Genomic DNA, 14,927 nt, shown 5'->3' on the forward strand with positions numbered 1-14,927 from the left:
CCATTACGAGCGATCCCGGGTTACGCTGGCGCTCCACCCGGGCTACGCGTGCTTTACGCGTCTTCGCCAACCTTTTCCGCCTTCACGCCGAGCGGCGCCGGCGGCGTCCCCTCGCCCGGCTTGATGCGAAAGTCATAGGTCATCAGGTGCCACGGCTCGCTCGTCTTCGTGCCGTCGGGCATCACAGGATCGCTGCGCTTCTCGATCTTCGCGACTAGTTCGTTCTTGACGCCAAATACCACGTCGGAGTCGAGATATTTGTCGCCCTCCATGAAGACGTGGGTGATCAGCGGCTCATAGCCTTTCGCCGCGACCAGGAAATGGATGTGCGCGGGGCGCATCGGGTGACGGCGCGTCTGCATGATCATCTCGCCGACCGGGCCGTCGGTCGGGATCGGATAGCTGCAGGGCAGGATAGTACGGAAATGGAAGCGGCCATCATCGCGGGTGATGAAGCGCGCCCGCGACGACGGGCCCTGCGTCGCATAACTCGGCTTCTGTGAATCATAGAAGCCATCATCATCGGCATGCCAGACGTCAACAGGCGCGCCCGCGACCGGCTTGCCGTCGAGATCGATGACGCGCGCCTGCACATACAGCCGCTCGCCCGGCAGCGTCGCCGAGATATCGGTGCCATCAGGCGTCACCTTGTGCTCGCCGACATAGAACGGACCGAGCACCGTGGTCTCGGTGGCGCCGTCGCGGTCGCGATGGTTGACGGCATCGACCAGCATGGAGACGCCGAGCACATCGGAGAGCAGGATGAACTCCTGGCGGATATCGGTGCATTTGTGGCCGGTGCGGGTCAGGAAATCGATCGCGTACTCCCATTCCTCGAAGGTGAGATCGGTGCGGCGGACATAGTCGTGCAGCGACTTCACCAATTCCTGAAGCAGGAATTTTGCCCGCGGATTCGGCGTTTCCTCGAAACTCTGGATGACGGCGGCGGTCAGCTCGGTGTCGTTGAATTGCGGCATTGCTTCCATCCCTGCGAAATCGGTATCGCTTGGCTTCAGCCTACACGACGGCCCACGGCGGTGTAAGCGCCAGGTGATTGGAACACAGGACACTTTTCGGCTATCAAGGCCTGCCTAACAACCGGAGAAGAGCGATGCTAGCCCCCACCCCCGCTTCCCCCGAATCCGCCGGCATGTCGCAAGCGGCGCTCGACCGCCTCGAAGACCATCTGAAGCGGCGCTACATCGAGGCCGGCCGGTTTCCGGGCACGCAGCTCCTGGTCTACCGCCGCGGCAAGATCGTGCATTCGACCGTGCAGGGCTTTGCCGATGTCGAGCGCAAGGTGCCGGTCAAGGACGACACCATCTTCCGCATCTATTCCATGACCAAGCCGATCACCTCGGTTGCCTTCATGATGCTGGTCGAGCAAGGCCTCGTCGCGCTCGATGAGCCCGTCCACAAATATATCCCGGAATGGAAGAACCTCGGCGTGTTCCAGGCCGGCACCGCGCCGGCGTTCCTGACCAAGCCGCCGTCACGGCCGATGCTGATCGTCGACCTGCTGCGGCACACCTCGGGGCTCACCTATGGTTTCCAGCAGCGCTCCAATGTCGATGCCGCCTATCGCGAGATGAAGATCGGCGAAGTCGTCAAGGCCGGGACGCTCGACAGCATGATCGAGGATCTCGCCAAGATCCCGCTGGAATTCTCGCCGGGCGAAGCCTGGAATTATTCGGTTGCCACCGACGTGATTGGCTATCTCGTCGGCAAGATCAGCGGCATCCCGTTCGAGCAGTTCCTGAAGGAGCGCATCTTCAACCCACTGGGCATGAACGATACCGATTTCTTCGTGCCCGCAGACAAGGCTCATCGCCTGGCGGCCTGCTATTCCGCCGACCCACAAGGCGGCATGACGTTCCACGCCGCCGAGCGCAAGGGCGGGCTGACGCTGCAGGATGACCCGGCCACCAGTTCGTTCCTGTCGCCGCCTTCGCTGATCTCCGGCGGCGGCGGATTGTGCTCGACAGCCGCCGACTATCTCACCTTCTGCCGCGCGCTGCTCAATGGCGGCGAGGTCGGCGGCATGCGGCTGATCGGGCCGAAGACGTTGAAGCTGATGACATCGAACCACCTGCCCGGCGGCGTCGACCTGCCGGCACTGTCGCGCTCGCTGTTCTCGGAGGCGGCCTATAACGGCATCGGCTTCGGTCTGGGCTTTGCCGTGACCATGAACCCGGCGCAGACGCTGCTCGCCGGCAGCCCCGGCGAATACAATTGGGGCGGCGCCGCAACCACGTCGTTCTGGATCGACCCGGCGGAAGAATTGATCGCGATCTTCATGACCCAGGTGCTTCCCTCCAGCGCCTACCCGCTCCGGCGCGAGCTGCGCACCATGGTCTACGCCGCGATCACCGACAGCAATCTTTGACGCCCAAAGATTCCGCGGCGCAGATTTTCGGCGCCGCGGAATGGCTCAAAGCTATTTCAGCATCTCCGGAACGATCAGGCGCGGCAGAAACAGCGACACGCTCGGCCAGATGATGAGCGACGCCAGCACGATCAGCATCGGCACCAGCATGATCGCAGTATCCTTCAGAGCATAGCGCAGCCGTACGCCGGCAACGGCGCAGGCAATCATCAGGCATAATCCATATGGCGGCGTCACCAGCCCGAACGCCAGCGAGACGATCGAGATGATCGCAAACTGCACCGGATGCAGATCGACCGATCTTGCCAGGGGCTCCAGGACGGTGCCGACGATCACGATTGCCGGAATCGCGTCAAGGAAACAGCCCACGACAAGGAAGCAGAAGGAGATGAAGAAGCCAGCCGCAATCGGCCCCATGCCCCAGGTCGAGACGTTGGCCAGCAGTTCCTGTGGAATCCTGTAATAGGCCAGCAGCCAGCCGAATGCGCTGGCGGTGCCGACGCAAAACAGCGCGACCGCGGCCAGACGCCCGGTATCGAGCAGTGCCTTGTACAGTTCCCGCCGGCCAGTCTCGCGGTAGAAGAACGTCGACAGCGCAATGGAATAGAGCACTGCGACGCAAGCGGACTCGGTTGCCGTGAACCAGCCGAGCAGAATGCCGCCGACGATGATGAACGGCGTCGTCAATGCCGGCAACGACCGCCAGACAGCGCGTCCGAAATCCACCCAGCCGTCCTTCGGATAGGTCGGATAGCCGCGGCGCACCGCATAGACATGCACGGTCAGCATCTGCGCGCCCGCGATCAATAGTCCGGGCACGATGCCCGCCAGATACATGGCGGAGATCGAGGTGGAGATCAGCCCGCCCCACACGATCATCAGGATCGAGGGCGGGATGATGACGGCAAGCACCGCCGAGACCGCTGTAATCGCAATCGAGAAGGAGAGGTCGTACCCCTCCTTGGTCTGGGCATCGATGAAGATTTTCGACTGGCTCGCCGCATCCGCGGTCGAAGAACCCGAGATACCGGCAAAGAACACCGAGAGCACGACGTTGATCTGCGCCAGCGATCCCGGCCAATGCCCGACCATCGAGCGGGACAGCGCAACCAGCCGATCCGTGATGCCGCCGATGCTCATCAGGTTCGCGGTCAAGAGGAAAAACGGCACCGCGAGCAGGATGAATGAATTGTAGGCGTTGAAGGTTTCCTGGGCCAGCGTCATCGCCGACAGATGTGGTTCGACCAGAAGGATGGGCAGGCATGCAAGGCCGAGCGCGAAAGCGACCGGCACACGGACGATCAATAGCGCGACGAAGCAGCCAAACAAGATCAGAGCGGCCTGTCTGGCGGAAAGGATGTTTCCGCTCATTGCGCAGCTCCAAACAGGATGCGCGCTTCATCGATGATCTGCTCGCCGGCGAACACAATCCAGGTGACGCCCGCCACCGGCCAGGCAACGTGAATAAGCCAGAGCGGCAACTCCGCCAATTCCGATGTCCTGTTCCAGGCAAACTGCGTGAACTCGAGCCCCGCCCATACAAACACCAGCGCCAGCCCCAAGATGCCAAGACGCGCAAGGATCCGCACCGCGGCCTCGGCCCGCCGCGAGAGGTCCGGCCACACGTCGACCTCGAAATGCAGCGCCTCCCTGACACCGACCATCGCGCCGATCATGATCGTCCAGATGAACAGGAACCGCGCCATCTCCTCGGTCCAGATGTAGGACGGGATGAAGGGGGTGTAGCGCGAGATCACCTGCAGCGTGACGGGGACGACCAGGATGCCGACGCACGCCGCCAGCAGGATTTCCAGGAGTTTCGCGTAGCCGGCTGTGACGCGACGCCACAAACTTGGCCTGGTTGTCAGCGGCATTTCGGTCATTGGCCCCCGCGCTCTCAGTCGTCCCCGCGGCAAGCAACAAGGCTCGCCCCGACATCTCATTCAATGGCTTGCCGGCTTACGCGACGTTGATCTTTTCAAAGATGCCTTCGGCGCCGATTTCCTTCGCGTAGGTGGCCATCACGGGATCAGCGAGCTTCTTCATGGCGTCGCGCTCCTCGAACGGGACGCGCTTGAGCTTGCCTGCCTTCTCCAACGCATCGAGCTTGACGACTTCTTCGCTCGATTCGAGCTGCCGGCCGAAATCACCGGCCTCCTTGCCGGCCTTGAAGATCGCGTCCTGCAGCTCCTTGGGCAGGGTCTTGAGCGTCTTCACCGAGAAGCAGATCGGCCGGATCGACACGGCGTGCTGCGTCAGGCTGAGGTGCGGCGCGACTTCGTAGAACTTCATCGCCTCGACCCCTGCCGCCTCGTTCTCACCGGCCGCGATCACGCCATTCTGGATCGCGTTGTAGACCTCGTTATAGGCGATCACGGTCGGGCTCATGCCGGCGGCAGCGAACGTCTTCGACCATATCGGCGCGCCCTGCACGCGGATTTTGAGACCCTTGATGTCGGCAAGCGTCCTCAGCGGCTTGTTGGCGAAGATGTTGCGGACGCCGCCGCCTGCGTAGCCGACGAGAACGACCTCGGCCTTCTTCGCCACTTCATCGGCGATCGGCGCCAGGATATTCTGTTCAACGACCTTGTTCATGTGCTCGATGCCCTTGAACACGAAGGGAGCATCGATGAAGGGCGCGGCCTTGGCGAAGGTCGACATGTGGGCCGGCGAGACGATCGCATAGTCGACGGCCTTGCCCTGCGACATATATTCGAAATACTGCTTTTCGAGACCCAGCGACGAGTTCTTGTGCAGCGTGAAATTGAGCGGCTTGCCGTAGTATTGCCGCACCAGCTCCTGGAATCGCACCAGCGCCTTGGTGAACGCGTGATCGTCGTTGAACTGCACTGCGCCATTCAGCGAGACAGGCGTTTGGCCTCTGAGAATTGACGGCGCGCCGAATGTGCAGACAACAGCCGTAGCGCCAAGCCCGGCGAGCACGGATCTTCGCTTCATCGTCTCCCTCCCTGTGATGCCCCGCCCCTGTTAACCGGGGTCGTGGGTGCCGCCGACGAAGCGGCAGCGATCTCGAAGCGTATGCAAAAGAATGGAGCGATGGAAGCTGATTTCAAGGCAGGGATCGAACGCCCATTCGAGCCGCGCGCTGCACGGCAGACGGCGATCTCCTGCGACCTTTTGGCACGCAAGTTGCTACGAATGGACGAAACCTATGGGGAACACGCCATGTCGACCATGACAGCAACGGCCGCCACCGAAGCTCGCAAGCCGCTCTACACATCGCTTTTCGTCCAGGTGCTTGCCGCGCTGCTGCTCGGTATCGCGCTCGGCGTGATCGCCCCTGACTTCGCGATCGGGCTGAAGATCTTCAGCGACGCATTCCTCAAATTGATCTCAATGATCGTGGCGCCGATCGTGTTCTGCGTGGTCGTGCACGGCATTGCCGGCGCCGGCGATCTCAAGAAGGTCGGTCGCGTCGGCGTCAAGGCGCTGATCTATTTCGAGGTGATGACGACGATCGCGCTGGTCGTTGGCCTCCTGCTCGCCTATCTGTTCGGGCCCGGCCATGGCATGAACATCGACACCTCAACGCTCGATGCCAAGGCGCTCAACACCTATGCCGACAACGCCCACAAGCTGCAAGGCGGCGGCATCGGCGCTTTCCTCCTGAACATCATTCCGACCACCTCCTTCGATGCGCTGGCGCGCAACGATGTGCTGCAGGTCTTGTTCTTCGCGGTGATCTTCGGCGTCAGCCTGGCGCTGGTCGGCGGCGAAAAGGGCGAGAAGGTCACGTCCATGATCGACGCGGTGTCGGCGGTGCTGTTCCGCGCGATGGGGCTGATCGTGCGCGCCGCCCCGCTCGGCGTGCTCGGCGCGGTGGCCTATACGGTCGGCAAATACGGCGTAGGCTCGCTCAAGCAACTGGTCTCGCTGGTCGCGCTGTTCTACGTCTCGGTCGCGATCTTCGTGTTCGGCGTGCTTGGCGGCGTCATGGCCCTGGCCGGCATCAACATCCTCAAATTCCTGGGCTACCTGCGCGAGGAATTGACCATCGTGCTTGCGACCGCCTCTTCCGACGCGGTACTGCCGCAGATCATGCGCAAGCTGGAGCGGTTGGGCGTCAAGGACTCCGTCGTCGGGCTCGTGATCCCGACCGGCTATTCGTTCAATCTCGACGCCTTTTCGATCTACCTCACGCTGGCTGTGGTGTTCATCGCACAGGCGACCAACACGCCGCTGTCGTTCGGCGATCTGTTGCTGGTGCTCGGCGTCTCCCTGATCACCTCGAAGGGTGCACACGGCGTGCCGGGCTCGGCGATCGTGATCCTGGCGGCGACGCTGAACGCGGTGCCGACCATTCCCGCCATCGGCCTCGTGCTGGTGCTGTCGGTCGACTGGTTCATCGGCATGGCCCGCGCCGTCGGCAACCTGATCGGCAACTGCGTTGCGACGGTCGTGGTGGCGGCGTGGGAAGGCGATCTCGACCGCGAGAAGGCCACGCGCGTTCTCGACGGCGCCGAACTGGTCGACGTGACGGCGGGCTAGAGAATCGTAGCCCGGATGGAGCGCAGCGTAATCCGGGGGACCACACGATTCGTCTGGCCAGGTCCCGGATTGCGCTTCGCTCCATCCGGGCTACGCGCTAACGGGCGCTATTTGACCAGTTTCAGATACGGCGGCAGCGGCCTGCCCGAGACCGACCTTACTTCCTGCGGCGGCCGCTCCTCCGGAGTCATCAGATCGCACAGCGCCTTGAGCTCGGCGTCGGTCACCTGATGCAGTTCCATCCTGAGTTCGAGGATTGCCAGCGACAGCAAACGCGCCGTTTCCGGACTTGCCTTGTCCGTGAGGAAGTCCCTGCACTCCTCAAGCGTCGCAAGCAGCGAGAGCAACCGTTCTTCGGTATGGGCAACCGGCATTTCTTCCGCTCCCGAACTTGCGAGATAGATTCGCGGCGTTTCATTTCTTCGCTTCATGAGCCTCTCCACAAAAGCCTGCGGGTGGTCGGGCGCGTGAATAAGCAGATGATCCAGAAATTTTGCGAAATTGTCCAGCGGGTGATTGGTCCTCTGTTTTCCTTCTAATGCGCGTAACGCGCGGGAGGGATGCGCCACGCGGCTACGTCCGCTGTCATTTTTCGGCGAAATCCGAGCCGTTCAGGTCCCGTACAAGTACGGGGTGTAGGATTACGTATGCAGAGGCGAGGTAGTAAGCATGCGTTCAAAATCTGTATCGATCCAACCCGTAGTAGTTGTGGTTTGTCCAATATTTTGCCAAATGTACGTGGCGGGATATCGCAAGTTATCCCGGGCGTTGACGACTTTAGGTAGTCTGACGGCGCCGGTATCCGGATACTTCCAAAGCGCGTGGCGTTTGGCTACCATTCGACAGTCTGCTTGGAGTACCGTGGTTCGCGAACGAACTCACGATCCGGACAAAGTTAACGCGGAAGTATGGACGAATCCCTGACCAATCTGCGCAGGGCCTCCCGATTTGAAGGACGGGTAACCAGAATGAACAGATCAGCAGCAAAGAAGATGAAGCAACGCAGTGCCGGCAAGCCCGACATTGAGTTGGGCAAGCGGATTCGCCTGCGGCGTGTGGAGCAAAAGATCTCGCAAGCGGAGCTGGGCGAAAAGCTCGGCGTCAGCTTCCAGCAGGTCCAGAAGTACGAGAAGGGCGTGAACCGCGTCGGCGCTGCTCGCCTTCAGCAGATCGCTTCCGCGCTCGACGTGCCTGTCACGTTCTTCTACGACGGCGACAACAAGTCGCGCGAGGTCGAAAGCCTCCTTTTCCTGGACAGTGCTTTCAGCCTGAGGTTGCTGCGAGCCTACAGCAAGATCAAGGACCAGACAGTTCAACGTCAACTGGTGTCCTTGATGGAATCGATCGCCGCGAACGAAGGCTGAGCCGTCGGCCCTTCCGTTTCGTGGCGCGGACCGCATCGATCCGCGCAAGCGCGTCGAACCGTGGCAAAACGCTGCACCGGGCTATGCGTTGGTTCGGATCGAGGCTTTGCTGAAGCGCTGCCATCGAGATGGCGGCGCTTTTTGCTTTTCGCGGCTCTCAATGCGATGCGCAGCCGCGCATTCGTTCCAGCAGCGATGCCGGGAGCGACAATTGGTCGCGCGATCGCCGGCGACGTGACCGCGTCCCTGGGGCGGCTGGCGCGTTCGACCTACAACAGCGCCAGCACTACCTTGGCGATGTCGGCGGTGCCGTTGCTGCCGCCGAATTCGGTCGGCTTGATGCCGCCGGCATAGGCCTTGTCGACTGCGCGCTCGATCCGCTCACCGGCTTCCGCCGCACTCTCAAGCCCGTGCTTGTCGGCGAGCCAGTCCAGCATCATCGCAACCGAGAGGATCATGGCGGTCGGATTGGCCTTGCCCTGCCCCATGATATCGGGTGCGGTGCCGTGGCAGGGCTGAAACACCGCGTAGCGGTCACCGATGTCGGCTGACGGCGCCATGCCCATGCCGCCGATCAGTCCGGCAGCAAGGTCGGAGAGGATGTCGCCGAACATGTTCTCCGTCACCATGACGTCGAAATCCCACGGACGCTTCACCAGCAACGCCGCACAGGCATCGATATAGAGGTGGTCGGCCCTGACGTCCGGATGCCGCTTTGCCGTCTCGTCGAAGATCCCGCGGAAGAACGCAAAAGCCTTGAACACGTTCGCCTTGTCGACGCAGGTCAGCCCGCCGCCAACGCGGCCGCGTGCCTTGCGGCGTTCGGCGAGGCGGAACGAGAACTCGAACAGGCGCTCGGAGGTCCTGCGCGTGATCAGCATGGTCTCGCGCGCCTCGTCCTCGGTGACGACACCCTTGCCCATCGAGGCGAACAGGCCTTCGGTCGATTCCCTGATCACGACGAAATCGATGCCGCGCTGCTCGGCGCCGACGATCGGGCTTGGCACGCCCGGGATCAGCCGCGCCGGCCGCACGCCGGCATAGAGATCGAAATGGAAGCGCAACTCGATCTGCGGCGCGATCTCGGTGTTATCAGGGTAGCGCACCGACGGCAGGCCGCAGGCCCCTAACAGGATCGCATCCGCCTGCTCGCATAGCCGGACCGTCGATTCCGGCATCGAGGTGCCGGTCTCTCTATAATGGTTGGCGCCCGCGGGCGACTCAGTGAAGCGGAACCTGAGCTCCGTCGTCGCTTCGATCTTGCGCAACACCTCGAGTGCCGGCGCCATTACCTCCGGACCGATGCCGTCGCCGCCGAGCACGGCAATGTGGAGCGCGTTGTTTGCGGACATGGGATTTTCCATTCGAGACAATGGAAGTTTTGGACTCGTCATGGCCGGGCCTGTCCCGACCATCCACGCTCTTCCCGCTGATTGACAGTAAGACGTGGATGCCCGGGACCCGGCTACGCCGAGGCTTCGCCGGGCACTCTAATGTCAGTCCGGCGAAGCGATAGCGAAGACGGGCAAGCCCGGGCATGACGGCGGAGTACCGTGGCGGCCTAAGGCGTCAGCACGGCGCGGCCGACCAGCTTGCCCTTCTGCAATTCGAGCAGGGAATCATAGGCCTTGGCGAGCGGAACGGTCGTTACCGGGATCGGCGCGATCTTCTTGGTCCGGACCAGGTCGAGCAGTTCCTGCGTCTCGCGGAGGTTGCCGACATAGCTGCCCTGGATCGTGATCGCCTTGATCGGGATCAGCGGCAGCGCGAAGGTCGCGCCACCGCCGAACAGGCCGACGATCACGAGCTTGCCGCCCTTGGCCAGGCAGTCGAAGCCGAGCTGCGTGGTCTGGGCGTTGCCGACCAGATCGATCACCGCGCGGATCGGCCCGCCCGCCTTCTTCGCCAATTGCTCCAGCGCATCGGGCGCCTTGCCGTCAACGGTGCCGAGCGCGCCGGCCGCTTCCGCCGCCTCGCGCTTGCGCGCGTCGATGTCGACGACAACAGCCCCCTTGCCGCCCATCGCCTTCAGGAGCGACAGCGCCATCAGACCGAGACCGCCGGCGCCGATGATCACGATCGGCGAATCGAAGGCGAACTCGACCTTCTTCAGCGCGCTGTAGGTGGTCACGCCCGAGCAGGCATAGGGCGCGGCGGTGACGGGATCGAGCCCCTTGAGGGTCAGCAGGTACTTTGGATGCGGCACCAGCATGTGATCGGCATAGCCGCCATCGCAATAGACGCCGAGCGAGTTCGGCTTGACCGCGCACATATTCTCGTCGCCGGCCAGGCAGGTCGGGCATTTGCCGCAGCCGAGCCAGGGATAGACCAGCGCGACGTCGCCGGCCTTGAGGCCGCCGCTGTCGCCCGGCTTCACGTCCGGCCCGAACGCCACCACCTCGCCGACGGTCTCGTGCCCCATCGTGCGCGGCAGCGAGACGCCGCGATCCTTCAGCGACAGCGGCTTGCGCCCGTGGCCGAGATCGTAGCCGCCTTCCCAGATATGCAGATCGCTGTGGCAGATGCCGGCCGCCTTCACCTTGATCAGCACCTGCGTTCCGGTCGGCTCCGGCGTCGGCTGGTCGACTTCCTTCAAGGGGGCGTTGAACTCGGCAACCTGGAAACTTTTCATCTCTATTCTCCCAACATTCTTTGTTGTTGCGGCAACATTGCCACGTCTGCCGACGCGAGACAAACCGCGACAGCCGCGGGATTTACTTCACCTCTCCCGCTTGCGGGGGAGGTCGGCGCGAGCGCCGGGTTGGGGGCTCTCTCCCCACGCTTGGACAGCGTGAATCGCGGCGACATCCCCACCCCGGCCCTCCCGGAGCGAGCTATGCTCGTCTCCCCCGCAAGCGGGAGAGGGAGCGCAACGTCCATCGTGGATGCAATTCAACCTGGTCGAATCACTGCTAGCCGGCGAACGCGGCAATCTCCGCTTCGGACAGGCCGGCCTCCTTGAGATAGGCGCGGGTGTGCTCGCCGAGCGTCGAGACTCGCTTTACGGCTGCAACCTTCGCACCGGACATCCGGAACGGCAGATTGACCACCTTGAAGGTCCCGCCGCCGTCCTCGACCTCGGCCAGAGCGCCGCGATGCGCGAGCTGCGGATCGGCCAGCGCTTGCTCAACCGTGCGATAGGCGGATGAGGGCACGCCCTCCTCATTCAGCGCGGCGAGACATTGTTCCGTCGTCACGCGGCGCGACCAATCCTCGACGCCATCCATCAAGGCCGCCCAATTTTCCCGGCGGTCGGAATATCTGGCGAAGCGCGGGTCGCTCACCCATTCGGGACGGCCGATCACCTGCATCAGGCTCTGAAACGTCTTCTCGCTGCGATCGCGACCATCACGTAGCCGTCGGAGGTTTCGACAGGGCCGAACATCGGGCGCGCCGTCGGCTGCACCTTGAACTGCGCCCACTGCACCTCGTTCAAGGTCAGGCTCAGCATCGCTTCGAGCATGGAGACGTCGATGTGCTGGCCCTCCCCGCTGCGGTGCCGCTGATGCAGCGCCGCTCCGATCGCACCGAACGCATAGACGCCGCTCAGCACGTCGGCAATGTAGATGCCGCAATAGTCGGGCCTGCTCCGCCCGGCCTGGTAGGCGAGATGTGCCATGTCGTAGCCGGAGGCGGCATGGATGACCGGAGCATAGGCCGGCAAGCCGGCAGACGGCCCGGTCTGGCCATAGCCGGAGATCGAGCAATAGATCAGCCGCGGGTTGAGCCCGCGCAGGCTGGCATAATCGAGCCTCAAGCGCTGCATCACGCCCGGGCGGAAATTCTCGACCAGGATGTCGGCGGTCGCGACGAGCCGGCGTACCACCTCCGCCCCTTCCGCCGACTTCAGGTCGAGCGTCAGGCTCTTCTTGCCGACATTGAGCTGGCCGAACGCAGTCGAGCAAAGCTTACGCACCGGTGGGCGGGTACGCATCATCTCGCCTTCGGCAGGCTCGATCTTGATGACGTCCGCTCCGAGGTCGGCAAGCATGCGCGTGCAATGAGGGCCGGCGATCGTAGTCGAAAAATCAAGCACACGAAGGCCGTCCAGGCTCTTTGTCAAATAGCCCTCATCGTTCTCGACTATCGTCATTCGCAAAGCTCCCTCGGCCGCACCTCTTGTCGGCGCGGCGTCAACCTAGAGCCTGATCCGGAAAAGTGGAAACCGGTTTTCCGAAAGGATCATGCTCAAACAAGAAGGTGGAGCGGCTTCTACAGGGAAGCGTCTGATCCAGACCGGACTGGGCGGGCCCTTTGATTTTCGTCAAAGGCAAATTGGACCCATTTTTGCATAGTCGTTTACAGGTTGGAGCGAGGCGCTTTTTTTGAGGGTCTTATTCATCACCACTGAAATGGACGATTTCGTCCGCGTCGGCGGCCTTGCCGCTGTTTCTGCCGCCCTTCCCCGAGCCCTGCGTCCCCTGAACGATGTCCGGATCATGCTCCCCGGATATCGGGACGTGATCGAGCAGCTCACTCATATTGAAATCGTTGGCGAATGCGCGCCGCTTGCGGAGATGCCCGCATGCACGATCGGCCGCGCCGCGACCCGCGACGGCATGCCGGTCTACGTCGTGCTGTGCCCACAGCTCTATGACCGTCCAGGCAACCCTTACGGCGACGAGAGTGGATGCGACTGGCCGGACAACGACATCCGCTTCGGGCGCTTCGCGTCCGCCGCGGCAGAACTCGCCGCAGGCAGTCTGGACAAGAATTGGGCAGCCGACCTCGTCCACGCCAATGACTGGCAGGCCGCGCTGGCGCCGGCCTATCTGGCCTGGCGCGGCGCACGCATCCCCTCGATCCTGACCATCCACAACCTCGCCTATCAGGGACTCTTCCCGAAGGATTCGTTGCGGCGGATTGGCGCGCCGGAAAATTCCTTCCATATCGACGGGCTCGAATTCTACGACAAGCTGTCCTTCCTCAAGGGCGGCATCGTCTATGCCTCGCACCTGACGACCGTCAGCGCGACCTATGCCAGGGAGATCACGACGGCAGAGCTCGGCTGCGGGCTCGAGGGCCTGCTGCGCATCCGCTCCAATGCCGCGCAGCTCACCGGAATCCTCAACGGCATCGACGAGAGCTGGGACCCGCGCTTCGACGCCAAGCTTGCGCAGCAGTTCGGCGCCGGCGACTGGGCCGGCAAGCAGGCCAATGCGGATTACGTCCGCAAGCAGTTCGGCCTCGCGGTCTCCCGCGGACCGATGTTCGGCCTGGTCGCCCGGCTGGTCCACCAGAAGGGCGTCGACCTCGTGCTGTCGGCGGCCGACGAGATCGTCGCGGCCGGCGGGCAGATCGTCGTCACCGGCTCCGGCGAGCCGGGAATCGAGCAGGCGCTGGTGGAAGCGCACCGGCGGCGGCCGGACGCCATCGGGGTCGCGATCGGCTTCAACGACGCCCAGGCACGAAGGATCTTTGCCGGCAGCGATTTCACGCTGATGCCGTCACGCTTCGAGCCCTGCGGCCTGAGCCAGATGTATGCGCAGCGCTTCGGCTCACTGCCGATCGGCCACCAGACCGGCGGGCTGGCCGAGACCATCAAGGACGGCGAGACCGGATTTCTGTTCCCGCAGCCGTCGCCGGAATCCTTCCTCGGCGGCGTGCGCCGGGCGTTCGAGGCGTTCGTCGCCAAGGAACGGCTCGACGCCATGCGCCGCAGCGCCATGGCGCGGAGCTTTAGCTGGAGCATCTCGGCCGCCCTCTACGGCGCACTCTATCGCAAGCTGGCACTGCCGCAGCCCATCTCGTAGCCCGGGTGGAGCGCAGCGCAACCCGGGAGCCCCTGCATCCTATTCCGCCAGCGGTCCCGGGTTTCGCTGCGCTCCACCCGGGCTACGCGAGTCACGTCGGCGCGGCTCGTCGCGTCTCGGGCATGATCAACAGGATCATCAGGAGGCCGAGCGAGGCGATGCCCGCGAGCCCCAAGAAAGCGACATTGCTGCCGAACTTGTCGCTGACATAGCCGGCGAGCACTGTGCTCAGCGATGCGCCGATCCCGACCGCGGTGCCGATGATGCCCTGCGCCAGGTTGAAATGCCCGCTGCCGAAGGCGACGTCGGCCACGATCAGGGGCACCATGACGCTGAACACCGCCGCGGTAATGCCGTCGAAGATCTGCACGGCCACCAGCAGATAGGGATCGTGCACAGTCGCAAACAGCACGCCGCGGATCACGAGCGCGCCGAAGGCGAGCAGGAGCAGCGGCCGCCGGCCCCAGGCCTGCGCCTTGCGCCCGACCGAAGGCGAGGCCAGCGCCACGATCGCCTGCGGCACAATGATGCAAGCCGCGATCAGCACCGGCGCCCACTGGCTGGATCGCATCGTCACCACGCCCGCCATCAGCGGCAGCATCGCCGCGTTCGCGAGCTGGAACAGGAGCATGCTGACGGCGAAGATCAGCAATGCCCGCTTGCTGCACAGCGCGAACACGCTGGTCGCTTTCTTGTCGGGCACCTCGCGGACAACGGCGCCATGGGCCTGCGCGATATCGATCTCCTTCTCGCGGATCCGCGACAGCGCGATCAAGGTCGGTATCGCCAGGATGAAGGTGACCAGGAACACGGAACGGCTCGAGATCAGGTAACCGGCGGCGCCCATCAGCGCTGCCGCCGAACCGTTGCCGAGCGAGGCGAAACGGGCATTGCGCCCCAGCCGCTCGCCGATCG

The 14,927-nt window shown here is 63.4% G+C and carries 12 protein-coding genes and 1 pseudogene; 4 read left to right on the top strand and 9 right to left on the bottom strand.

Annotation, left to right across the window (positions count from 1 at the left end; all coding sequences use genetic code 11):
- Positions 1-53: 53 nt before the first annotated feature.
- The gene (locus CWO89_RS28675) at positions 54-977 is read right to left on the bottom strand and encodes an intradiol ring-cleavage dioxygenase (RefSeq protein ID WP_130581950.1); all 924 of its coding nucleotides are present in this window, start codon (positions 975-977) and stop codon (positions 54-56) included.
- Positions 978-1,111: 134 nt separating this feature from the next.
- Here CWO89_RS28675 and CWO89_RS28680 point away from each other — a divergent pair, with 134 nt between their 5' ends.
- A complete protein-coding gene (locus tag CWO89_RS28680; RefSeq protein ID WP_130581951.1) occupies positions 1,112-2,386 on the top strand; it encodes a serine hydrolase domain-containing protein in 1,275 nt (424 codons plus the stop codon).
- A gap of 51 nt (positions 2,387-2,437) precedes the next feature.
- On the opposite strand, the gene CWO89_RS28685 is transcribed toward CWO89_RS28680, so the two are convergent.
- The 3 genes from CWO89_RS28685 to CWO89_RS28695 all read right to left on the bottom strand — a co-directional run bounded on the left by CWO89_RS28685 (position 2,438) and on the right by CWO89_RS28695 (position 5,344).
- Positions 2,438-3,757, bottom strand: coding sequence for a TRAP transporter large permease (locus tag CWO89_RS28685; RefSeq protein WP_130581952.1), 1,320 nt, complete (start codon positions 3,755-3,757; stop codon positions 2,438-2,440).
- On the bottom strand, positions 3,754-4,269 hold the full coding sequence (locus tag CWO89_RS28690; protein ID WP_130581953.1) for a TRAP transporter small permease: 516 nt from the start codon (positions 4,267-4,269) through the stop codon (positions 3,754-3,756). The genes CWO89_RS28685 and CWO89_RS28690 overlap by 4 nt, the downstream gene beginning before the upstream one ends.
- Before the next feature lie 76 nt (positions 4,270-4,345).
- Positions 4,346-5,344, bottom strand: a complete 999-nt coding sequence (locus tag CWO89_RS28695; protein WP_130581954.1) for a TRAP transporter substrate-binding protein — start codon at positions 5,342-5,344, stop codon at positions 4,346-4,348.
- A 228-nt stretch (positions 5,345-5,572) separates the two neighbouring features.
- On the opposite strand from CWO89_RS28695, the gene CWO89_RS28700 reads away from it, so the two are divergent.
- Entirely contained in the window at positions 5,573-6,895 is a 1,323-nt protein-coding gene (locus CWO89_RS28700; RefSeq protein ID WP_130581955.1) for a dicarboxylate/amino acid:cation symporter, read from the top strand.
- Between the two features lie 107 nt (positions 6,896-7,002).
- Here CWO89_RS28700 and CWO89_RS28705 read toward each other — a convergent pair whose 3' ends face one another.
- Positions 7,003-7,464, bottom strand: a complete 462-nt coding sequence (locus CWO89_RS28705) for a hypothetical protein (RefSeq protein WP_130581956.1) — start codon at positions 7,462-7,464, stop codon at positions 7,003-7,005.
- 399 nt (positions 7,465-7,863) lie between these two features.
- On the opposite strand from CWO89_RS28705, the gene CWO89_RS28710 reads away from it, so the two are divergent.
- Complete coding sequence (locus CWO89_RS28710) at positions 7,864-8,259, top strand: helix-turn-helix domain-containing protein (protein ID WP_130581961.1); 396 nt, start codon at positions 7,864-7,866, stop codon at positions 8,257-8,259.
- A gap of 269 nt (positions 8,260-8,528) precedes the next feature.
- On the opposite strand, the gene CWO89_RS28715 is transcribed toward CWO89_RS28710, so the two are convergent.
- The 3 genes and pseudogenes from CWO89_RS28715 to CWO89_RS28725 form a co-directional block, all read right to left on the bottom strand.
- Positions 8,529-9,611, bottom strand: coding sequence for an isocitrate/isopropylmalate dehydrogenase family protein (locus tag CWO89_RS28715; RefSeq protein ID WP_130581957.1), 1,083 nt, complete (start codon positions 9,609-9,611; stop codon positions 8,529-8,531).
- 209 nt (positions 9,612-9,820) lie between these two features.
- Positions 9,821-10,891, bottom strand: coding sequence for an alcohol dehydrogenase (locus tag CWO89_RS28720; RefSeq protein WP_130581958.1), 1,071 nt, complete (start codon positions 10,889-10,891; stop codon positions 9,821-9,823).
- A gap of 280 nt (positions 10,892-11,171) precedes the next feature.
- Positions 11,172-12,352 (bottom strand): annotated as a pseudogene (locus CWO89_RS28725) (CaiB/BaiF CoA transferase family protein).
- Positions 12,353-12,584: 232 nt separating this feature from the next.
- On the opposite strand from CWO89_RS28725, the gene glgA reads away from it, so the two are divergent.
- Positions 12,585-14,012 carry a glycogen synthase GlgA gene (glgA, locus tag CWO89_RS28730; RefSeq protein ID WP_130581959.1) on the top strand — a complete coding sequence of 476 codons (1,428 nt, stop codon included), beginning with the start codon at positions 12,585-12,587 and terminating at the stop codon, positions 14,010-14,012.
- A 91-nt stretch (positions 14,013-14,103) separates the two neighbouring features.
- Here the strand turns inward: glgA and CWO89_RS28735 are convergent.
- A partial coding sequence (locus CWO89_RS28735) for an MFS transporter (RefSeq protein ID WP_130581960.1) occupies positions 14,104-14,927 on the bottom strand: 824 nt, incomplete at its 5' end.

Origin of the sequence: Bradyrhizobium sp. Leo170 (assembly GCF_004296405.1) — a bacterium.
Taxonomy (GTDB): Bacteria; Pseudomonadota; Alphaproteobacteria; order Rhizobiales; family Xanthobacteraceae; genus Bradyrhizobium.

Coding starts and splice junctions, on each gene's coding strand:
- CWO89_RS28675 (WP_130581950.1), bottom strand. CDS start 977: ATGCCGCAATTCAACGACACCGAGCTGACCGCCGCCGTCATCCAGAGT.
- CWO89_RS28680 (WP_130581951.1), top strand. CDS start 1,112: ATGCTAGCCCCCACCCCCGCTTCCCCCGAATCCGCCGGCATGTCGCAA.
- CWO89_RS28685 (WP_130581952.1), bottom strand. CDS start 3,757: ATGAGCGGAAACATCCTTTCCGCCAGACAGGCCGCTCTGATCTTGTTT.
- CWO89_RS28690 (WP_130581953.1), bottom strand. CDS start 4,269: ATGACCGAAATGCCGCTGACAACCAGGCCAAGTTTGTGGCGTCGCGTC.
- CWO89_RS28695 (WP_130581954.1), bottom strand. CDS start 5,344: ATGAAGCGAAGATCCGTGCTCGCCGGGCTTGGCGCTACGGCTGTTGTC.
- CWO89_RS28700 (WP_130581955.1), top strand. CDS start 5,573: ATGTCGACCATGACAGCAACGGCCGCCACCGAAGCTCGCAAGCCGCTC.
- CWO89_RS28710 (WP_130581961.1), top strand. CDS start 7,864: ATGAACAGATCAGCAGCAAAGAAGATGAAGCAACGCAGTGCCGGCAAG.
- CWO89_RS28715 (WP_130581957.1), bottom strand. CDS start 9,611: ATGTCCGCAAACAACGCGCTCCACATTGCCGTGCTCGGCGGCGACGGC.
- CWO89_RS28720 (WP_130581958.1), bottom strand. CDS start 10,891: ATGAAAAGTTTCCAGGTTGCCGAGTTCAACGCCCCCTTGAAGGAAGTC.